The following is a 20080-nucleotide window of genomic DNA, read 5'->3' as shown; positions in this document are numbered from 1 at the left end:
GATTCAAACTCAAGCTATCACTAGCTTTCCGTTTTATTGTTTTGTTTTGTCATTGACGATTTATCCTTAGATAAATCACCCTGCACGTTTGGTTCGTCTTCTTTAATTTTCAAAGGTCTTGTTCGTTATCGCGCTCTCGCGACAACTATCTTAGTTTATCATTTCTTAGAAACTTTGTCAACACTTTTTTGAAACTTTTTTTCGTTTCGCTGTTAAACAATTCCTCCAAGAGACAACTCAATTATTCTATCATCTTCTACTGAACTTGTCAACACTTTTTTGAAACTTTTTTTCATTCCGCTATTGACTAGCCCCTCAAGAGACAACTCAGTTATTCTATCACGACTTATACACATTGTCAACCGGTTTTTGGGGATTTTTTAGATTTTTTTATGAAAAACTGAGCGGTATACTAATCGGAGATTGTATATTTTCTTCGTATGCCTGCAGTATATCAATTTCTTGCAACAGTATCTATGTTTTTTGTAAAAATCTATGGCTACCTACTCATATTTTAGTAGACTGTCACAGTGCCCCAGAGTCATCAATTAATGAAGTGTACAGTGGAGTTAAATATTTTTCTTCACTGTATCCTCTCAAAAGGAGAGCTTCATGTGCACAATCTAATAATGTCTTAGAAAAATCTTTCACCATTCTTTGTTCTAAATCAGACAGTTTTTTTCTCGAAAATTGTCTACGTAGCTTTGAATAATCTCTGCCAAATTCTATAAAAAACTCTGTACTTTCTAGAATTTCTTCCAATTTCACGAGATTGGCGAGCAGACCTAAATGAAAGGCTATGGGAGCAAATGTTGTTTCAAATGGTTGTGTACATGTACTTCGAAATTCAATAGTTCCTCGCTTGGTAAGCTCCTGATAGTGGTATGAGCGATGGTTTTTGAAATCATCTGCTTTCGGAACAAAGTAACATATCTCGCCAGTTTCTGAATACGCTGCAAATTTTTCTTGCTCAAAAAAAGATTTGACAGTAATTGGTTTAAAATAATAATAACAGTTATCCCTGATGACATAAAACATTGCGGACTCTTCTTGGTATTGACGATATTCTGCCTCAGTATGAAATTCCTCTGAGTAGATACCAACGTTATTCTTTAAGAGGCCATGCATTGAATATTCCCAAAAATAATCCCTAGTAAGGGCCATATCATCTATCTGGTCGAATGGTGAATTTGCAAACAAAAACGCCTTCGCTGCCTCAATTTTGTTAAACGCATTAATGACTCGTAAAAAGGATTTTCGACTCACATCAAACTGCACTTGATTTCCGCAAATAAAGCCAGCATATCTAGTATAGGGATGCATATTAGGTTTGCCTTCTCCTAGCTTGAGATAGTTCATCAACATCCTATATCGGCCCGTATCTACCGGTCTATTGTCATTATTTTCCCAATTGGGATTTATCCCTAACCCCTGCAATTCATGTCCATTTTGGCGCAAATAATGTTGAATATTCGCTAGATATTCTTTATGACGCTCTTCTACACTACCAATATTTTTTGCTTTTGCGAATGCAAATTCTAGTGTATTATACGTGACTTCAAATAGTATGAGGTCTCCCGACTCGTGCTGGAGTTCTATCGGATTTCCTCTATCATCTCTTTTGATGATTGTAAATCCATTTTGATTAGAAATGTGTCGCATCATATCTGTAGCGACTTGAATAGAAGTTGCTTTCCCTGAGATATTAACTATCGGATATTCTAATTCTACACCTATAAACAATTCTGGCTTTTCTTTAATGTTAGCAAAATAGTATTCTTCAAAACAATTGCCTATGGATATTCTATCTTCTCTATTCATTTTATAAGTATATCAAAATTTTTGAGTAAAATAAAAACGCCTGCTTACGAAATTATTCTATCTTAGAGTAATTTCGTAAACAAGCGTCCAATCAACATGATGAGTGTTACCGCTGAGACAAGCTCAGCGGTAGACCAGAGCTAGACTAAGAATCAGAATAGGATTCCATCATCATAACACTCAACAAAATTGATGATCTTATACAAGTTCAATAATTGCCATTGGTGCAGCATCACCACGACGTGGTTCAGTTTTGAGGATACGAGTATATCCACCATTACGTTCTGCATAACGAGGTGCAATTTCAGAGAACAATTTTTGAAGTGCTGTAGTAGAAGTGTACTTATCAGTTGCTTCATCATAGTTTTCAGATGCAATTTCGTTACGAACAAATGCTGCTGCTTGACGACGTGCGTGCAAATCACCACGTTTACCAAGTGTGATCATTTTTTCAACTGTTTTACGGATTTCTTTAGCACGAGCTTCAGTTGTAACGATTGATTCGTTGATCAAAAGGTCAGTTGTCAAATCGCGCAACATTGCTTTACGTTGTGAGCTAGTGCGTCCTAGTTTACGGTATGCCATGATTTCCTCCTATATTATTTATCTTTTTTCAATCCTAGACCAAGATCAGCCAATTTAACTTTAACTTCTTCAAGACTCTTGCGACCAAGATTGCGCACTTTCATCATTTCTGGCTCAGTTTTCTCTGTCAAGTCGAATACAGTATTGATGCCTGCACGTTTCAGACAGTTATATGAGCGAACAGATAGATCCAATTCTTCAATCGTACGATCAAGCATACGATCATCTGAAGCCACTTCAGCTTCTTTCATCACTTCTGCAGATTTTGCAACTTCAGTCAAGTCAGTGAAGAGACCTAAGTGCTCCATCAAAATGCGTGCAGAAAGACCTAAAGCATCTTCTGGAATAATGGTGCCATTTGTGTTGATTTCAAGTGTTAATTTGTCAAAACCATCGTTGCTACCAACACGAGCTGGTTCAACTTGATAATTGACTTTCTTCACTGGCGTATAGATAGAATCTACAGCAAGTGTTCCCACTGGTGCATCATCTTTCTTATTACCCTCAGCTGGTACATAACCACGACCTGAATTGACAGTCAAAACAGCTTTAAAAGTGGCACCATCAGCAATGGTAAAGAGATAATGGTCAGGGTTTACAATTTCAATGTCACTATCTGTAAGAATGTCTCCTGCTGTTACTTCAGCTGGACCTACTACATCAAGTTCAATTTTCTTTTCGTCTTCGACATAAGATTTTACAGCAATGCCTTTGATGTTAAGAATAATTTGCATAACATCTTCACGAACACCTGGAACTGTGTCGAATTCGTGGAGTACACCATCAATTTTAATTGATGTTACTGCAGCACCTGGAAGTGAGGCAAGAAGTACACGACGAAGAGAGTTACCAAGAGTTGTACCGTAACCACGTTCTAATGGTTCGATCACAAATCTGCCGTAATCTTTATTTTCATCAATTTTTGTTATTGTTGGTTTTTCAAACTCAATCATTTCTTACTCCCTCTTAAACGAAAAGCTGTGTATGGAATGTATGATTATACACGGCGACGTTTTGGAGGACGAGCACCATTGTGTGGTACAGGAGTCACATCACGAATTGCTGTTACTTCAAGACCAGCGGCAGCAAGAGCGCGGATAGCAGACTCACGACCTGAACCTGGGCCTTTAACGGTAACTTCAACTGTTTTAAGACCGTGTTCTTGTGCAGATTTAGCAGCTGCTTCTGAAGCCATTTGAGCTGCGAATGGTGTAGATTTACGAGAACCTTTGAAACCAAGAGCACCAGCTGATGACCAAGCAATAGCGTTACCATGCACATCAGTAATCATAACAATAGTGTTATTAAATGTAGCGTGAATATGAGCAATACCAGATTCGATATTCTTTTTCACACGACGTTTACGTGTTGGTTTAGCCAATTTTTCTACCTCCTATATTATTTTTTCTTACCTGCAATCGCAACAGCTTTACCTTTACGAGTGCGGGCATTGTTTTTAGTGTTTTGTCCACGGACAGGAAGTCCACGACGGTGACGGATACCACGGTATGAACCGATTTCCATCAAACGTTTGATGTTCAAGTTAACTTCACGACGGAGGTCACCTTCAACTTTGATTGCATCAACTTCACGACGAATAGCATCTTCTTGATCTGATGTCAAATCTTTCACGCGTACATCTTCTGAAATACCTGCAGCTGCAAGAATTTTTTTAGATGTTGCAAGACCGATACCATAAACATAAGTTAATGAAATAACTACACGTTTGTCATTTGGAATGTCAACTCCAGCAATACGAGCCATGTTTTCTCCTTTCTATTTCTTAACCTTGACGTTGCTTGTGTTTAGGGTTTGCTGGGCAAATCACCATAACACGACCATTACGACGAATAACTTTGCAGTATTCGCAAATTGGTTTGACCGATGGTCTTACTTTCATGTTTAATCCCTCCAAGTATTTCGACTATTTAAAGCGGTATGTGATACGTCCACGTGTCAAGTCGTATGGACTAAGCTCAACAGTTACGCGGTCACCGACCAAAATACGAATGTAGTTTTTACGGATTTTACCTGAAACAGTTGCAAGGACTTGGTGTCCGTTCTCCAACTCAACAGTAAACATAGCATTTGGCATTGTATCGACTACTTTGCCTTCAATTTCAATCACATCTTCTTTTGCCATGCAAAAGTAACCCCTCTCTAAATATCGATTTGATGTCCTCTGAACACAGAGGTAACAATTATAAGTCAGACTAGGCTATTTTATCATCTTTGTATAAAAAATGCAAGCCAAATCTATTAGTTTATTGCAATTTTGATAGTACTGTATCAATTGCTTGGAAAACAAGGTCAATGTCTTGGTCTCCTTCAATATCATGGACCAGCCCTTTTGCACGATAATGATCAATGATTGGCTGTCCTTGTGCGATATTGACTTCTAAACGACGTTTGACAGATTCTGGCTTGTCATCTTCACGTTGATAGAAGTCTTCCTCTTTGTAGTCTCCAACAGGTGGATTGAATACTTTGTGGAAAGTCTCTCCGGTTTCTTTATGAATAATACGACCGCTGAGACGCTCTACCAATTTTGAAGGATCAATCTCAATATTGATAACACCTTGCAACTCAATTCCTAAGTCAGCCAAATTTTCATCCAAGGCATGGGCTTGTTCAATCGTACGAGGATAGCCATCTAGCAAAAAGCCTTTTTCCTTGATGTCATCCTGAACCAAACGTTCTTTGACAATGCCATTAGTAACTTCATCGGGAACGAGGTCCCCCTTATCGATGTACGACTTGGCAAGAATACCCATTTCAGTCTGATTGGCCATTGCTGCACGGAACATATCTCCTGTTGAAATATGAGCAACATTGAATTTCTCAACAATCTTGGCCGCTTGTGTCCCTTTACCAGCACCTGGTAAACCCATAATTAAAAGATTCATGACAAACTCCTTATTTTGTTTTCACATAAATTTGCCATTATTGACAAACTTATCTAAAAACAAAATAGAAGGTTGACTAGGTCAACCTATATTCTATTCTGTAATTTCTAAGAAACCTACATATTTTCTCTTAAGAAGGTAGCCTTCTAATTGCTTGATGCCTTCGATACTTGTAGAGATTACGATAATCAAACTTGTACCAAGGAACGCAATGCTTGAAGAAAGCCCAAAGAGATTTTGCGCAAGGATAGGCAACAAAGCTACAAAACTCAAGAAGAGTGCACCGATTACTGCCAATCTTGTCAATAATTTTGACAAAAACTGTTCAGTGCCATTACCAGGACGAACTCCATGGATATAGGCTGCACTTTTCTGAAGGCTTTCTGCAGTCTTCTCAGGATTTACTTGAACAAAGGTGTAGAAGAATGTAAAGGCAATAATTAAACCTGCATATACAATCATACCTTTAGCAGTTGAATAATCAAAGTATTCCTGAACCGTCAATAACCACCCGGCACTCTTATTTTGACTTGCGAAATATTGAATCAAAGAAGTTGGAACTGCAGTGATTGAGCCTGCAAAGATTACGGGAATAACTCCTGCTGGATTCAATTTCAGCGGTAAATATGAGCTAGAAGGTGCTCCTTGTGCACGTTTTGTATATTGAATTGGTAATTTATATTCTGCTTGTTGTACAAAAGTTGTAAAATACACAACAAAGAATATTAATACGACGAGTGCAGCAACAAAGATTGCTGACTCCCCCAAACGACTTGATTCAATATTAACAAAGCGATCAATGTAAATCTCGTGAAAAGTTCCTGGTAGTGATGAAATGATACCCGCAAAGATGATCATTGATGTACCATTACCATAGCCCTTTTCAGAAATTTGTTCCCCCAACCAGGTTACAATAATCGAACCTGTTGTCAAAATTGATCCAATCAACAAATATGTTTGCCAATTTAATGGCATATTGGTCAATTTTGCACCAGACAAGGCATTAAAGCCCGCTGTAATACCAATAGATTGAACAAATGCCAGTACCAAAGAAATGTAGCGTGTTGCCTGATTCAGTTTACGACGACCAACTTCACCTTGCTTACCCCATTCAACAAATTTAGGTAAAATATCCATTTGCAAAAGTTGAACAATGATGGAAGCTGTAATATAAGGACTAACCCCTAGTGCGAAAACTGAGAAATTACGCATAGCATTTCCCGAAACCAAGCTCAACATGTTCAAAAATGGAACATTTGACAAGGCTTCAAGACTCTTTGCGTTTACTCCTGGTACTGTAATGTGGGTTCCTACGCGGAAGACAAAAAGGATAAAGATAGTAAATAGAATTTTACTACGTACCAATTTTACCTTTAAGGCATCTTTTAAAAGTTTAAAAAACATAGGCTGTCACCTCTTAGATGACTTCTACTGAGCCACCTTTAGAAGTGATTGCTTCTTCAGCTGATTTAGAGAATTTAGCAGCTTTAACTGTCAATTTCTTCGTCAATTCACCGTTACCAAGAATTTTAATTCCTGATTTTTCAGCTTTAACGATTCCAGCTTCGATAAGCACAACTGGTGTTACTTCTGCACCATCTTCAAAAGCGTTCAATTGATCAAGGTTAACGATTGCATACTCTTTAGCGTTGATATTTGTAAATCCACGTTTTGGAAGACGACGGAACAATGGAGTTTGTCCACCTTCAAAACCTGGGCGAACACCGCCACCGCTACGAGCTTTTTGACCCTTTTGACCACGGCCAGATGTTTTACCGTTACCTGATGATGTACCACGACCTACACGGTTGCGGACTTTACGAGAACCTGTAGCAGGTTGTAATTCATGAAGTTTCATTATTATTTCTCCTCTTTTATATGCTAGCGCCTGTGAAGTACAAGAGTCTTCCTCCACAAACTCGCTGTATGTAAATATGTAAAATGGACTAGAAGTCGCAAAGATTTCTCTATGCGACTTAGTCTATTTGTTAGATTATTTAACTTCTTCTACAGTTACCAAATGAGAGATAGCGTTAACCATTCCAAGAATAGCTGGGTTATCTTCTTTAACAACTGAAGAGTTCAATTTACCAAGTCCAAGTGCAACAACTGTTTTACGTTGTTCTGGTTTGCGACCGATTGGAGACTTAGTCAAAGTGATTTTAATTTGAGCCATGAGTATCTCCTTTCTTATGCTAAATCAGAAACTGAGATGCCACGAAGTGCAGCCACTTCTTCAGCACGTTTCAATTGTTTCAAACCTTCAACTGTTGCGCGAACGATGTTGATTGGTGTGTTTGAACCAAGTGACTTAGAAGTCACATCTGCGATACCTGCCAATTCGATTACGGCACGAGTTGCACCACCGGCAGCAACCCCAGAACCTTCTGAAGCAGGTTTCAACAATACACGAGCGCCGCCAAATTCTGAGCGAACTTCGTGAGGGATTGTTGTACCAACCATTGGTACTTCAATCATGTTTTTCTTAGCAGATTCAACTGCTTTACGGATAGCTTCTGGTACTTCTTGAGCTTTACCAGTACCGAAACCTACGCGACCGTTACGGTCACCAACAACCACAAGAGCTGCAAAACGAAGACGACGTCCACCTTTAACAACTTTTGTAACACGGTTGATGGCTACTACGCGTTCTTCAATTTCAACTGCGTTATCTTTGAATGCCATTTCTTAGTGTCCTCCCTATTAGAATTTCAATCCGTTTTCACGAGCTGATTCAGCCAAAGCTTTCACACGTCCGTGATAGAGATATCCACCGCGGTCAAAGACCACTTCAGAAATACCTTTAGCTACCGCGCGTTCAGCAACGAGTTTACCTACAACAACAGCTTGTTCTGTCTTAGTACCTTTTGAAACTTCTTTATCAAGAGTAGAAGCGCTTGCGAGCGTTACACCCGCTACGTCATCAATCACTTGAGCGTAGATGCCTGTATTAGAACGGAAAATGTTCAAACGTGGGCGAGCAGCAGTTCCAGAGATTTTACCGCGAACGCGACGGTGGCGTTTTTGGCGGATTTTGTTTTTATCTGGTTTTGAAATCACAATATTCACCTCTTAATGTATGATTCTGTTTCTTACGAAACAATTTGAGAAATAGTCAGCCAGGTGGCTAAGCCACCTCAGCAAGCTATTATTTACCTGTTTTACCTTCTTTACGGCGAACGAATTCACCAACGTAGCGGATACCTTTACCTTTGTATGGCTCAGGAGCGCGAAGGCTACGGATGTAAGCTGCTGTTTGACCAACAACTTCTTTGTTGATACCAGACACGACGATTTGTGTTGGTGTTGGAACTTCAAATGTGATACCTTCTGGTGCAACCACTTCATCTGGATGTGATTTACCAACAGCAAGTGTCAATTTGTTACCAGCCAATTGAGCACGGTAACCGACACCACGCATTTCAAGTTCTTTTTTGAAGCCTTCAGAAACACCAACAACCATGTTGTTGAGGTTAGCACGGCTAGTACCGTGAATAGTCTTCATTTCTTTTGAATCGTTTGGACGGTGAAGAGTTACTTCTGCACCTTCCACACGGATTTCAATAGCAGTTGGGAATTCACGAGTCAATTCCCCTTTAGGTCCTTTTACAGTTACCACGCCGTTGTTTTGAGCAAGCTCAACACCAGCAGGCAATGTAATTACTTTATTACCAATACGTGACATATTTTTTAATTCTCCTGTTAAATTATCAAGCCGTCTAGCGACTAGTTTTCACGGGGGCTCATGATACAGAGGGCGTTAAGAAGTCAATGTAAAAATAGGAATCCTGACGCAGAAGCCTAAGCTTCGAGGACGGATTGTCTTTTTTACACAGACTTTAGCCCGTGTTCGAATGAGCAGGTTTTATGATCGCATTTGAGAAGCAATCATGCTTTTAGGTTTCAATTTCTAAATGTGACAAGGCAGAGCGACGCAGACTATACTCGAGTATGCCAAGACGCTCTAACACAGGCACATGACGAAATTGGAAGCTAAAAGATTACCAAACGTATGCGATAACCTCACCACCAACGTTCTTTTGACGAGCTTGTTTGTCAGTCAAAAGACCTTCTGATGTTGAGATGATTGCGATACCAAGTCCGTTAAGAACTTTTGGAATATCTTCACGTTTTGAGTAAACACGAAGACCTGGTTTTGAAACGCGTTTCAAGTTAGTGATAACTTTTTCACCGTTTGGTCCGTATTTCAAGAATACACGGATGATACCTTGTTTGTCATCTTCGATGAATTCAACGTTTTTCACAAAACCTTCGTTTTTAAGGATTGTAGCAATACCTTTTTTGATGTTTGATGCAGGAACTTCAAGCACTTCGTGTTTTGCTTGGTTAGCGTTACGAATACGTGTCAAAAAATCTGCAATTGGGTCAGTCATAACCATTTGTTGTTTCTCCTCTTACTAGCAGTTTGATTGGATCACTTGCTAGTTAATGATGTCCTTGCGGACAAGTAGTAAGTGTATATATAGAATAAGTTGCTAGTCCTAAGCAAGTCTAGGAAGCACTTCGCAGGCAATACTGAGGTATGGCCAGAAGTGCTGACGACGAATTGCAAGGGAATAGCAAGTTATTCTTACCAAGAAGCTTTTGTTACGCCAGGAATTTGTCCAAGGTAAGCCAAGTCGCGGAAGCATACACGGCACAATTTGAATTTGCGGTAAACTGAGTGTGGACGTCCACATTTTTCACAGCGTGTGTAAGCTTGTGTAGAGAACTTAGCTGGGCGTTTGTTCTTAGCGATCATTGATTTTTTAGCCATTTATTCTCTCCCTCTTATTTTGCAAACGGCATACCAAGGCCAGTAAGCAATGCACGTGATTCTTCGTCAGTGTTAGCAGTTGTAACGATAACGATATCCATACCGCGAGTCTTATCAACATCGTCGAAGTTGATTTCTGGGAAGATCAATTGCTCTTTCACACCAAGTGTGTAGTTACCACGTCCGTCAAATGATTTAGTTGGTACACCGTGGAAGTCACGTACACGTGGAAGTGAAACTGTAACCAATTTGTCCAAGAACTCATACATACGTTCGCCACGAAGAGTTACTTTCGCACCGATCGCAACACCCTCACGAAGACGGAAGCCGGCGATTGATTTCTTAGCTTTAGTGATAAGTGGTTTTTGACCTGAGATCAAAGCCAATTCTTGAGCAGCTTTCTCAAGGTTTTTAGCGTTAGAAACAGCGTCACCAACACCCATGTTCAAAACGATCTTATCAACTTTTGGCACAGCCATAACTGAAGAATAGTTAAATTGTTCAGTCAAAGCAGGAACTACTTCATTAAGATATTTTTCTTTTAAACGATTTGCCATTATACTTCTCCTTTCCTTCGTGATTAATCAAGCACTTCGCCTGATTTTTTGTTGTAGCGAACTTTTTTGCCGTCTACAAACTTGTAACCAACGCGTCCTGCAACACCATTTTTGTCAAGAACTTGAACGTTTGACACATGGATTGGAGCTTCTTTTTCAACGATAGCGCCTTGAGGGTTTTCGCTGTTTGGTTTTTGGTGTTTCTTAACGATGTTAACACCTTCAACAATAACTTTGTTTACTTTTGGAAGTGCTGTTACGACAACTGCTTCAACGCCTTTGTCTTTACCAGCGATTACGCGAACTTTATCGCCTTTTTTTACAAACATTTGATTTCTCCTATGATTTCTTACGCCCTAATGGGCACCCTGGTTAGTGATTTAACCAGGGGACTTAGTTTGTTTTCTAGTTTACTAAATCCGTCACAGACTTCGTTAGTTTGTTTTGATGTACCCAAGTACTATTTACAACAAACTGCCTAGTCTGTAACAAATTTCCTAAAACTATTTGATTAAAGTACTTCTGGTGCCAATGAAACGATTTTCATGAAACCGCCATCACGCAATTCGCGTGCCACTGGGCCAAAGATACGAGTTCCGCGAGGGTTTTTGTCTTCACGGATGATAACTGCAGCATTCTCATCGAATTTGATGTATGAACCATCAGCACGACGAGCACCTGTCTTAGTACGAACGATAACGGCTTTAACAACGTCACCTTTTTTAACCGCACCACCAGGAGTAGCTTGTTTTACTGAAGCAACGATGATGTCGCCGATGTTCGCGAATTTACGTCCTGAACCACCAAGAACTTTGATTGTCAAGATTTCACGTGCGCCACTGTTGTCAGCAACTTTCAAACGAGTTTCTGTTTGAATCATGTCAATTTTCTCCTTTCAGGTTGATTAAATGATAACTGCCTCTTCCACAACTTCTACAAGACGGAAACGTTTTGTAGCTGAAAGTGGGCGAGTTTCCATGATACGAACGATATCGCCTTCTTTAGCAACATTGTTTTCATCATGAGCTTTGTACTTTTTAGAGTAGTTAATACGTTTACCATAGACTGGGTGGTTACGTTTTGTTTCAACTACAACTGTGATTGTTTTGTCCATTTTGTCAGATACTACGCGTCCAACAAGAACTTTACGATTATTGCGTTCCATTGAAATTCTCCTTTCCCAATCTATTATTTAGTTTCAGATTGCACAGTTTTGATACGTGCAATTTGTTTCTTCACTTCGTTCAAACGAGCAGTTTGCTCAAGTTGACCAGCAGCAGCTTGGAAACGAAGTTCGAAGAGTTCTTTCTTCAATTCGTTTTCTTTCTTAGCAAGTTCTTCTTGAGAAAGGCCACGAAGTTCTTTTACAAAATCTTTAATTTCTTGAAGTTTCATGTCTTCTCCTTATTCTGCTTCACGTTTTACGAATTTAACTTTAACTGGCAATTTGTGACCAGCAAGGCGGAATGCTTCGCGAGCGATTTCTTCAGAAACGCCAGCTACTTCAAACATAACCTTACCGCGTTTAACTGGAGCTACCCAACCTTCAGGAGCACCTTTACCAGAACCCATACGTACACCGATAGCTTTAGCAGTGTATGATTTGTGTGGGAAGATCTTGATCCAAACTTTACCACCACGTTTCATGTAACGCGTCATAGCGATACGGGCAGCTTCGATTTGGCGGTTTGTAATCCATGAGCTAGTAGTTGCTTGAAGACCGTATTGACCAAAGTCTACTTGTTTTCCACCTTTAGCTTCACCGCGCATTTTTCCACGGAATTCACGACGGTGTTTTACACGTTTAGGTACTAACATTTGTTATTTACCTCCTTTAGTGTTTTTACGAGCTGGAAGAACTTCACCACGGTAGATCCATACTTTAACACCAAGTTTACCGTAAGTTGTCAAAGCTTCTTCCCAAGCGTAGTCGATATCCGCACGAAGTGTATGAAGAGGAACAGTTCCTTCTGAGTAGCCTTCTGCACGGGCAATGTCAGCACCGTTCAAACGGCCAGAAACTTGTGTTTTGATACCTTTTGCACCAGCGCGCATTGCACGTTGGATAGCTTGTTTTTGAGCACGGCGGAATGCCACACGTTGCTCCAATTGACGAGCGATTGACTCACCAACAAGGTGTGCATCCAAATCAGGTTGTTTGATTTCGATGATGTTGATGTGTACTTGCTTACCAGTCAATTTGTTCAATTGAGCACGAAGTGCATCAACGTTGCTACCAGCTTTACCGATAACCATACCTGGCTTAGCAGTGTGGATAGAAACGATTACTTTATTTACAGCACGTTCGATTTCGATTGTTGATGTTGACGCATCAGCCAATTCTTTTTTGATAAAGTTGCGGATTGCAAGATCTTCATGAAGGTAATCCGCGTATTCTTTTTCAGCATACCATTTAGCATCCCAATCACGGATGATGCCAACACGCATACCAATTGGATGTACTTTTTGACCCACGTTTTTACCTCCTTATTTCTCTGCCACAACTACAGTGATGTGAGCTGTGCGTTTGTTGATTGGTGAAGCAGAACCTTTCGCACGTGGACGGAAACGTTTCAACGTTGGTCCTTCGTTTGCGAATGCTTCGCTGACTACCAAGTTAGCTTTTTCCAAACCAAAGTTGTTTTCAGCGTTAGCGATTGCTGAGTTCAAAACTCCCTCGATAATGCCTGCAGCTTTGTTTGGTGTGAATTTCAAGATTGCGATTGCGTCTGCTACGCTTTTGCCACGGATGTTATCCAAGACAAGACGTGATTTACGAGGTGAAACACGTACTGTGCGAGCAGTTGCTTTAGCTGAAGTAATTTCTGCCATTGTGTTTTCCTCCTAAATTATTTACGACGAGTTTTCTTGTCGTCAGCAGCATGACCTTTGTAAGTACGAGTTGGTGCAAATTCACCAAGTTTGTGACCTACCATGTCTTCTTGAATGTATACAGGTACGTGTTTACGTCCATCGTAAACTGCGATTGTATAACCGATGAAACTTGGGAAGATCGTTGAACGACGTGACCAAGTTTTAATTACTTTTTTCTTTTCGTCGTTTGCTTGAGCTTCAACTTTTTTCATCAAATGCTCATCGACGAAAGGTCCTTTTTTAAGACTACGTCCCATTTTAGTGTTTTCTCCTTTAAAATATGTACCACAGCGGCTTGTCCGCAAAATAGCGGACTACCGAGTTGGCGGATGATATAGAATGCTAAGCAACTAAGATTAGATTATTTTTGGTTGCGACGACGAACGATAAGTTTGTCAGATTTAGCTTTCTTGTTACGAGTTTTCAAACCAAGAGCTGGTTTACCCCATGGTGTAGATGGTGCTTTACGACCAACTGGTGCTTTACCTTCACCACCACCGTGTGGGTGATCGTTAGGGTTCATTACAGAACCGCGAACTGTTGGACGGATACCTTTCCAACGGCTACGACCTGCTTTACCAAGGTTAACAAGACCATGTTGTTCGTTACCTACTGTACCAACAGTAGCACGGCAAGTACCAAGGATCATACGAACTTCACCTGATTGAAGGCGAACAAGAACGTATTTACCTTCTTGACCAAGAACCTGTGCAGATGCACCAGCAGCACGAACCAACTCACCACCGCGACCTGGTTTCAACTCGATGTTGTGAACAACAGTACCGACTGGGATGTTTGCAAGTGGAAGTGCGTTACCAACTTTGATATCTGCTTCTGGACCTGAAACGATGCGTTGACCAACTTCAAGACCTTTAGGAGCAATGATGTAAGCTTTAACACCGTCTGTGTAGTGTACAAGAGCGATGTTTGCTGAACGGTTTGGATCGTACTCGATAGTTTTAACGATTGCTTCAACGCCATCTTTGTTACGTTTGAAGTCTACCAAACGGTAGAAACGTTTGTGACCGCCACCTTGGTGACGAACAGTGATGCGACCGTTGTTGTTACGACCAGTTTTGCTCTTCAAAGCAACAAGCAAGCTTTTTTCTGGAGTGCTTGTTGTGATTTCAGCGAAGTCCAAAGAAGTCATGTTACGACGGCCATTTGTCGTTGGTTTATAAACTTTAATACCCACGTTAATTCCTCCTTTGATTATTCAGCGTCAGCTGTAGCGAACAATTCGATCGCTTTTGAATCAGCAGCCAATGTGATGATTGCTTTTTTCACTTTGTTTGTGCGACCTACATAACGACCTACGCGTTTTGTTTTAGGTTTCACGTTGATTGTGTTAACATTTGCAACTTTAACACCCTCGAATGCAGCTTCAACAGCTTGTTTGATCAAGAGTTTGTGTGCACGAGTGTCAACTTCAAATACATACTTGCCTGCTTCGAGTTGGCCCATTGAGCTTTCTGTGATGACAGGTTTTTTGATAACATCATACAAATTCATTATGCAAGAACCTCCTCAATTTTAGAGATAGCTGCTTGAGTTACAAGAAGTTTGTCTGCATTTGCGATGTCAAGTACGCTTGCAGTTGTTGCAGTTGCAACTTTAACTCCTGGGATGTTACGAGCAGAAAGAGCTGCGAATTCGTTGCCTTCTTCAAGAATAACAAGGACTTTAGAATCAATGCTCAATGCTGCAAGTACTTTTGCAAATTCAGCAGTTTTTGGAGCTGTGAATTCAAGTGAGTTAACAGCTACAAATTTGTTTTCAGCAACTTTTTCCGAGTAAACAGATTTAAGTGCCAAGCGACGAACTTTTTGTGGAAGTTTGTACGCGTATGAACGTGGAGTTGGTCCGAAGACTACGCCACCGCCACGCCATTGTGGTGAACGGATAGAACCTTGACGAGCACGTCCAGTTCCTTTTTGACGCCATGGTTTGCGTCCGCCACCTGAGACTGCTGAACGGTTTTTAACTGCGTGAGTACCTTGACGAAGGCTAGCACGTTGGCTGATGATCACATCAAATACAACTGCTTGGTTTGGCTCGATACCAAAGATCGCATCGTTAAGAACTACTTCACCAGCTTGTTTACCAGTTTGGTCAAATAATGTTACGTTTGCCATTTCGACTGATTTCCCCTTTCCTTATTATTTACCAGCTTTAACTGCTGACTTGATAGTGATAAGAGATTTCTTAGCACCTGGTACGTTACCTTTGATAAGGATAACGTTCTTTTCTGGAACAACTTGTACAACTTCAAGGTTTTGAATTGTTACACGGTTGCCGCCCATGCGACCTGCAAGGTTTTTACCTTTGAATACACGGTTAGGTGCAACAGGACCCATAGAACCTGGACGACGGTGGTAACGAGAACCGTGAGCCATAGGACCACGTGATTGACCATGGCGTTTGATAACACCTTGGAAACCTTTACCTTTAGATGTACCAGTTACATCAACAACATCACCAGCTGCGAAAGTTTCAACTGTAATTTCTTGTCCAACTTCCAAGCCTTCAATGTTTTTGAATTCACGAATGAAGCGCTTAGGAGCTGTGTTAGCTTTAGCTACATGGCCTTTGGCAGGTTTGTTGCTCAATACTTCACGTTTGTCATCAAAACCAACTTGAACTGCTGCATAACCATCAGTTTCAACTGTTTTCACTTGAAGAACAACGTTTGGAGTTGCTTCGATGACAGTAACAGGGATAAATTCACCAGATTCAGTGAAGATTTGAGTCATTCCCACTTTTTTCCCTAAGATTCCTTTTGTCATGAGAAAAATATTCCTTTTCTTATTTTATAGTCAAAAAGTTTTTAACGAGCGTTTTTTATGCTCAAAATCAATTAAAGTTTGATTTCTACGTTTACACCACTTGGAAGATCCAATTTCATCAACGCATCAACTGTTTTTTGAGTTGGGTTGATGATGTCGATCAAACGTTTGTGTGTACGCATTTCGAACTGCTCACGAGAGTCTTTATACTTGTGAGTCGCACGGATGATTGTGTAGAGGCTACGTTCTGTTGGAAGTGGAACTGGACCTGCTACTTGAGCACCTGTACGTGTTGCAGTTTCAACGATTTTTGCAGCTGCTGTATCAAGTGTACGGTGTTCGTACGCTTTCAAGCGGATGCGGATTTTTTTGTTTGCCATCTTTTTCTCCTTTTCGTCTATTTAACATAATAGGCTAGCTCCACAAGAAAACCAACACGTGTTGCGTGGCAATGCAACCGAGCGTGTCGCAACCTCTTGCATCAAAGCTACAGCCGTAATTTTTACGGCACTAGAACATTCTATCAGATTATATTTCTCATTGCAAGAGTTTTTACTCAAAAATTCAAAAAATCCCAAAACTTTTATTTCAGGATTCTTCATTACTTCTATCCATTATGTCTAATATGACCAAAATATTTTTATCAGCCAGTAGACGCCTCTCTAATTCCTCACTCAGCCTCTTACTTCTTTCTGTAGATCTATCTTTCATCTGGCCTCCCTTTTGATTTTCAGGCTCATGATAAAAAGGTCCACTGGACCTTAATTCACTTTCTTGTTTTCAGGCTCACGATAAAAAGGTCCACTGGACCTTTTTATTCCTCTTCCATAAAGCTGTTAAAGACTTCTTCAATCATATCCCATTCTGCTGTTGCGTCTTCTGGGATAGGTTGCAAATCGCCTTCTGTGCCATTCTCATTCTCAATGTATGAGTAGGCTTGGATTTCAACTTCTCCGTTCTCATCTTCTTCTGCACTTGCAGGAATCAAGAGAACATAGTTCTTACCAAACTCTTCTTGACCGTCAATCGTCAATAAGATTTCAAAAAGTGTTTCGTTACCTTGGTCGTCTACCAAAGTAATCAATTCACGTTCGTCGTGATTGTGGTCGTGATTGTGGTCGTGTTCATGGTCATGATGATGTGCCATTAGAATCTCCTTTAAAATGTTCTATCTAAATAATTTTGTAAAATCAGCTGAGCTGCTAATTTATCAATAACTTTCTTGCGTTTTCCTCGGCTGATATCCGCTTGCTCAATCAGCATCCGTTCTGCTGCAACAGTTGTTAAACGTTCATCCTGATAATCAACTGGAAGTTTATAACGCTCAGTCAATAAATCACCGTAAGCTTGACTAGCTTCCACACGTGGGCCACTAGTATTATTCATATTCTTCGGCAAGCCTATAACAAATTTATCAACCTTGTACTGTTCTACAAGTTCGGTCAATCGCTCCAGACCGAATTCGCCCTTTTCTTCATCGATTGGGATGATTTCCAACCCTTGGGCCGTGAAACCTAATGGATCTGAAATGGCTACACCAACTGTCTTGGAACCGACGTCTAATCCCATTATTCTCATTAGAGGTCAATCCCATTCCCTTTCAAATAGTAGCGCACCAATTCTTCAATGATTTCATCTCGTTCATGCTTACGAATCTGATTGCGGGCATCATTATAGCGAGGAATATAAGCAGGGTCCCCACTTAATACATAGCCAATGATTTGGTTAATCGGATTATAGCCCTTTTCCTCTAGCGAACGATAAACACTAGTCAATGTTTTGCTGATTTCTTGTTTATCTGTATCATCTAGGCGAAAACGAACGGTTTCTTCGGTAAATCCCATACTTACACCTTCTTTCCCTATTTTTTACATTATATCACAAATTTTAATTATTCTCAAAAAATGCGCAAAAAGAACCCCAAAAGAGTCCTTTTGTACATCTTATAGAGCTGCTCTCATACGAGCTTGAGCATTTTCAACATTGCGCACTGCACGTGGCAAGAAAGCGCGTATATCATCTTCTTTATAGCCCACTTGAAGTCGTTTCTCGTCAATCAAGATTGGACTCTTCAAAATACGTGGGTTAGAGGTAATTAAATCAATGACCTCATTCACACTCAACTCTTCAATATCAAAGTCCAGACTCTTTGCATAACGGTTTTTTGACGATACGATACTTGCAATACCATTCTCTGTTTTTGTTAAGATGTTTAGGATTTCTTCCTTAGTAATGGCTTCCTTCGCAAGATTATGCTCATTATAAGATAATTGGTGAGCATTTAACCAATTTTTCGCTTTCTTACAAGAAGTACAACTAGATACAGTATAAATTTTAATCATGTAGTCACTCCTTTGCTACATTTTATTAAGCACATTATAGACTATTATATCATAAATTCCCTCGGTCTGCAGACCTATTTTTTGAAAAACATTAAATTTTAGGGTAAAAATTCGGTTTTTATTAGAAAAAAGCCTGGAATCTCCAGACTTTTTCGTGCTTATACTAAACAATTTCGCACATACCTATAATAGATATGCGCCAATGGTTCAATATTAAATCTATTTTGTTAGGAATTAATCTTCTAATTCAATACCGCCATCAAGATCTAGGATAACATCTTGGATCTCTTCCGCAACAACAGGAGCTTCTTCGGTCGCAACCTCTTCAACTCCATCTGCTTCAATCAAACCATAATGAACACGAATCTTGCGGTCAATTTCATCAAAGATGGCTGGATTATCTGCTAAGAATTTCTTAGCATTTTCAGAACCTTGGCCAATTTTCTCTCCATTATATGAATACCAAGCACCTGCTTTTTGGATGATACCGAGGTTGCTACCAATCTCAATCAATTCACCTGTGCGAGAAATTCCTTCACCGTACATGATTTCAACAACAGCTTCTTTAAATGGTGGCGCCACCTTGTTTTTCACAATCTTCACCTTGGTTTCCTTACCAACGTTTTGATCTTTCTTGTCGCCTGTTCCTTTGATTTGTGTGTTTCCACGAACATCCATACGGACAGATGCATAGAATTTAAGCGCACGTCCACCTGGCGTTGTTTCAGGGTTACCAAACATGACACCGACTTTTTCACGCAATTGGTTAATGAAAATAGCTACTGTTTTTGTTTTGTTAATGGATGCACCGAGTTTACGCATGGCCTGACTCATCATACGAGCCTGCAAACCAACGTGGCTATCACCAATATCGCCATCGATTTCTGCACGTGGTACAAGGGCTGCAACCGAGTCAACAACAACCAAGTCAACCGCACCAGAGTCAATCAGCTTGCCTGCAATTTCAAGACCCTGCTCTCCTGAGTCTGGCTGTGACAAGAGCAACTCATCAATATTGACACCAAGAGCTGCTGCATAGGCTGGATCCAAGGCATGCTCCGCATCGATAAAGGCAGCAATACCGCCATCTTTCTGGGCTTGAGCTACTGCGTGAAGGGCAACAGTTGTCTTACCTGAGCTCTCTGGACCGTAAATCTCAATGATACGTCCCTTCGGATAGCCACCCGCTCCAAGCGCAATGTCGATTGACAAGCTACCTGAACTCATGACTTGAACTTTTTGCTCAGCACGCTCACCAAGACGCATGACAGCACCCTTACCAAAATCTTTTTCAATTGATTTTAGGGCATCATCCAGCGCTTTTTTACGCTCATCGCCAAATTTCTTTGTAATATCTTCTAATTTTTTTCCTGGTTTCTTAGCCAATGATTTTCTCCTCTTTTCTTAGTCAAACTATTATAGCAAATATCTG

General features: G+C 40.3%; 35 protein-coding genes. All 35 read right to left on the bottom strand.

Annotated elements, in window-relative coordinates; translation table 11 throughout:
• Positions 1–525: 525 nt before the first annotated feature.
• The 35 genes from K5Q22_RS09170 to recA all read right to left on the bottom strand — a co-directional run bounded on the left by K5Q22_RS09170 (position 526) and on the right by recA (position 20034).
• The gene (locus K5Q22_RS09170; protein WP_202848816.1) at positions 526–1821 is read right to left on the bottom strand and encodes a glutamate-cysteine ligase family protein; all 1296 of its coding nucleotides are present in this window, start codon (positions 1819–1821) and stop codon (positions 526–528) included.
• Between the two features lie 198 nt (positions 1822–2019).
• On the bottom strand, positions 2020–2406 hold the full coding sequence (gene rplQ / locus K5Q22_RS09165) for a 50S ribosomal protein L17 (RefSeq protein ID WP_000331493.1): 387 nt from the start codon (positions 2404–2406) through the stop codon (positions 2020–2022).
• Positions 2407–2420: 14 nt separating this feature from the next.
• Complete coding sequence (locus tag K5Q22_RS09160; RefSeq protein ID WP_004195512.1) at positions 2421–3359, bottom strand: DNA-directed RNA polymerase subunit alpha; 939 nt, start codon at positions 3357–3359, stop codon at positions 2421–2423.
• Positions 3360–3403: 44 nt separating this feature from the next.
• Positions 3404–3787, bottom strand: coding sequence for a 30S ribosomal protein S11 (gene rpsK, locus K5Q22_RS09155; RefSeq protein WP_004195509.1), 384 nt, complete (start codon positions 3785–3787; stop codon positions 3404–3406).
• A 17-nt stretch (positions 3788–3804) separates the two neighbouring features.
• Complete coding sequence (gene rpsM / locus K5Q22_RS09150) at positions 3805–4170, bottom strand: 30S ribosomal protein S13 (RefSeq protein WP_002936622.1); 366 nt, start codon at positions 4168–4170, stop codon at positions 3805–3807.
• Between the two features lie 19 nt (positions 4171–4189).
• Positions 4190–4306 (bottom strand): 50S ribosomal protein L36, encoded by a 117-nt coding sequence (gene rpmJ, locus K5Q22_RS09145; RefSeq protein ID WP_001808836.1) that lies wholly within the window; start codon positions 4304–4306, stop codon positions 4190–4192.
• 24 nt (positions 4307–4330) lie between these two features.
• Positions 4331–4549: a translation initiation factor IF-1 gene (infA, locus tag K5Q22_RS09140; RefSeq protein WP_002936627.1), complete on the bottom strand. Its 219-nt coding sequence runs from the start codon at positions 4547–4549 to the stop codon at positions 4331–4333.
• A gap of 121 nt (positions 4550–4670) precedes the next feature.
• Entirely contained in the window at positions 4671–5312 is a 642-nt protein-coding gene (locus K5Q22_RS09135) for an adenylate kinase (protein WP_002936630.1), read from the bottom strand.
• Between the two features lie 93 nt (positions 5313–5405).
• Positions 5406–6716, bottom strand: coding sequence for a preprotein translocase subunit SecY (secY, locus tag K5Q22_RS09130; RefSeq protein ID WP_014637293.1), 1311 nt, complete (start codon positions 6714–6716; stop codon positions 5406–5408).
• 13 nt (positions 6717–6729) lie between these two features.
• Positions 6730–7170: a 50S ribosomal protein L15 gene (gene rplO / locus K5Q22_RS09125; RefSeq protein ID WP_002936637.1), complete on the bottom strand. Its 441-nt coding sequence runs from the start codon at positions 7168–7170 to the stop codon at positions 6730–6732.
• Positions 7171–7305: 135 nt separating this feature from the next.
• The gene (gene rpmD, locus K5Q22_RS09120; protein WP_002936638.1) at positions 7306–7488 is read right to left on the bottom strand and encodes a 50S ribosomal protein L30; all 183 of its coding nucleotides are present in this window, start codon (positions 7486–7488) and stop codon (positions 7306–7308) included.
• A 14-nt stretch (positions 7489–7502) separates the two neighbouring features.
• Complete coding sequence (gene rpsE / locus K5Q22_RS09115; protein WP_002936639.1) at positions 7503–7997, bottom strand: 30S ribosomal protein S5; 495 nt, start codon at positions 7995–7997, stop codon at positions 7503–7505.
• Between the two features lie 18 nt (positions 7998–8015).
• Positions 8016–8372, bottom strand: coding sequence for a 50S ribosomal protein L18 (gene rplR / locus K5Q22_RS09110; RefSeq protein WP_002936641.1), 357 nt, complete (start codon positions 8370–8372; stop codon positions 8016–8018).
• Positions 8373–8460: 88 nt separating this feature from the next.
• A complete protein-coding gene (gene rplF, locus K5Q22_RS09105; RefSeq protein WP_004195502.1) occupies positions 8461–8997 on the bottom strand; it encodes a 50S ribosomal protein L6 in 537 nt (178 codons plus the stop codon).
• A 316-nt stretch (positions 8998–9313) separates the two neighbouring features.
• Complete coding sequence (gene rpsH, locus K5Q22_RS09100) at positions 9314–9712, bottom strand: 30S ribosomal protein S8 (protein ID WP_002936647.1); 399 nt, start codon at positions 9710–9712, stop codon at positions 9314–9316.
• 191 nt (positions 9713–9903) lie between these two features.
• Positions 9904–10089 (bottom strand): type Z 30S ribosomal protein S14, encoded by a 186-nt coding sequence (locus tag K5Q22_RS09095; RefSeq protein WP_002936651.1) that lies wholly within the window; start codon positions 10087–10089, stop codon positions 9904–9906.
• 14 nt (positions 10090–10103) lie between these two features.
• Positions 10104–10646 carry a 50S ribosomal protein L5 gene (gene rplE, locus K5Q22_RS09090; RefSeq protein WP_002936653.1) on the bottom strand — a complete coding sequence of 181 codons (543 nt, stop codon included), beginning with the start codon at positions 10644–10646 and terminating at the stop codon, positions 10104–10106.
• Positions 10647–10669: 23 nt separating this feature from the next.
• On the bottom strand, positions 10670–10975 hold the full coding sequence (rplX, locus tag K5Q22_RS09085; RefSeq protein WP_002936656.1) for a 50S ribosomal protein L24: 306 nt from the start codon (positions 10973–10975) through the stop codon (positions 10670–10672).
• Positions 10976–11157: 182 nt separating this feature from the next.
• Complete coding sequence (gene rplN, locus K5Q22_RS09080) at positions 11158–11526, bottom strand: 50S ribosomal protein L14 (protein WP_002936658.1); 369 nt, start codon at positions 11524–11526, stop codon at positions 11158–11160.
• Positions 11527–11550: 24 nt separating this feature from the next.
• Positions 11551–11811 carry a 30S ribosomal protein S17 gene (gene rpsQ, locus K5Q22_RS09075; protein WP_000440801.1) on the bottom strand — a complete coding sequence of 87 codons (261 nt, stop codon included), beginning with the start codon at positions 11809–11811 and terminating at the stop codon, positions 11551–11553.
• 23 nt (positions 11812–11834) lie between these two features.
• Positions 11835–12041, bottom strand: a complete 207-nt coding sequence (gene rpmC / locus K5Q22_RS09070) for a 50S ribosomal protein L29 (RefSeq protein ID WP_002936659.1) — start codon at positions 12039–12041, stop codon at positions 11835–11837.
• A 9-nt stretch (positions 12042–12050) separates the two neighbouring features.
• A complete protein-coding gene (gene rplP, locus K5Q22_RS09065) occupies positions 12051–12464 on the bottom strand; it encodes a 50S ribosomal protein L16 (protein WP_002936660.1) in 414 nt (137 codons plus the stop codon).
• A gap of 3 nt (positions 12465–12467) precedes the next feature.
• Positions 12468–13121, bottom strand: coding sequence for a 30S ribosomal protein S3 (gene rpsC / locus K5Q22_RS09060; RefSeq protein WP_002936661.1), 654 nt, complete (start codon positions 13119–13121; stop codon positions 12468–12470).
• A 12-nt stretch (positions 13122–13133) separates the two neighbouring features.
• Positions 13134–13478 carry a 50S ribosomal protein L22 gene (gene rplV / locus K5Q22_RS09055; RefSeq protein ID WP_002936662.1) on the bottom strand — a complete coding sequence of 115 codons (345 nt, stop codon included), beginning with the start codon at positions 13476–13478 and terminating at the stop codon, positions 13134–13136.
• A 17-nt stretch (positions 13479–13495) separates the two neighbouring features.
• Positions 13496–13777, bottom strand: a complete 282-nt coding sequence (gene rpsS, locus K5Q22_RS09050; RefSeq protein WP_000533766.1) for a 30S ribosomal protein S19 — start codon at positions 13775–13777, stop codon at positions 13496–13498.
• 104 nt (positions 13778–13881) lie between these two features.
• Complete coding sequence (gene rplB / locus K5Q22_RS09045; protein ID WP_205014403.1) at positions 13882–14715, bottom strand: 50S ribosomal protein L2; 834 nt, start codon at positions 14713–14715, stop codon at positions 13882–13884.
• Between the two features lie 17 nt (positions 14716–14732).
• Entirely contained in the window at positions 14733–15032 is a 300-nt protein-coding gene (locus K5Q22_RS09040) for a 50S ribosomal protein L23 (protein ID WP_004195491.1), read from the bottom strand.
• The gene (gene rplD / locus K5Q22_RS09035) at positions 15032–15655 is read right to left on the bottom strand and encodes a 50S ribosomal protein L4 (RefSeq protein ID WP_004195490.1); all 624 of its coding nucleotides are present in this window, start codon (positions 15653–15655) and stop codon (positions 15032–15034) included. The genes K5Q22_RS09040 and rplD overlap by 1 nt, the downstream gene beginning before the upstream one ends.
• 24 nt (positions 15656–15679) lie before the next feature.
• Entirely contained in the window at positions 15680–16306 is a 627-nt protein-coding gene (rplC, locus tag K5Q22_RS09030) for a 50S ribosomal protein L3 (RefSeq protein ID WP_011921686.1), read from the bottom strand.
• Between the two features lie 71 nt (positions 16307–16377).
• On the bottom strand, positions 16378–16686 hold the full coding sequence (rpsJ, locus tag K5Q22_RS09025; protein WP_002939332.1) for a 30S ribosomal protein S10: 309 nt from the start codon (positions 16684–16686) through the stop codon (positions 16378–16380).
• A gap of 434 nt (positions 16687–17120) precedes the next feature.
• Complete coding sequence (locus K5Q22_RS09020; protein ID WP_023369048.1) at positions 17121–17453, bottom strand: DUF1292 domain-containing protein; 333 nt, start codon at positions 17451–17453, stop codon at positions 17121–17123.
• Positions 17454–17464: 11 nt separating this feature from the next.
• A complete protein-coding gene (gene ruvX / locus K5Q22_RS09015) occupies positions 17465–17884 on the bottom strand; it encodes a Holliday junction resolvase RuvX (protein ID WP_032513027.1) in 420 nt (139 codons plus the stop codon).
• The gene (locus K5Q22_RS09010) at positions 17884–18150 is read right to left on the bottom strand and encodes an IreB family regulatory phosphoprotein (protein ID WP_002939360.1); all 267 of its coding nucleotides are present in this window, start codon (positions 18148–18150) and stop codon (positions 17884–17886) included. Before K5Q22_RS09010 ends, ruvX begins: the two co-directional genes overlap by 1 nt.
• Before the next feature lie 99 nt (positions 18151–18249).
• On the bottom strand, positions 18250–18648 hold the full coding sequence (gene spx, locus K5Q22_RS09005) for a transcriptional regulator Spx (RefSeq protein WP_002939362.1): 399 nt from the start codon (positions 18646–18648) through the stop codon (positions 18250–18252).
• 234 nt (positions 18649–18882) lie between these two features.
• Complete coding sequence (gene recA / locus K5Q22_RS09000; protein WP_011922545.1) at positions 18883–20034, bottom strand: recombinase RecA; 1152 nt, start codon at positions 20032–20034, stop codon at positions 18883–18885.
• Positions 20035–20080: the final 46 nt, after the last annotated feature.

The organism is Streptococcus sp. 2018162, assembly GCF_019754175.1.
GTDB classification, from domain to species: domain Bacteria; phylum Bacillota; class Bacilli; order Lactobacillales; family Streptococcaceae; genus Streptococcus; species Streptococcus hashimotonensis.
The sequence above is the reverse complement of the archived record's forward strand: the minus strand, read 5'-3'. Positions and strand labels throughout refer to the sequence as shown.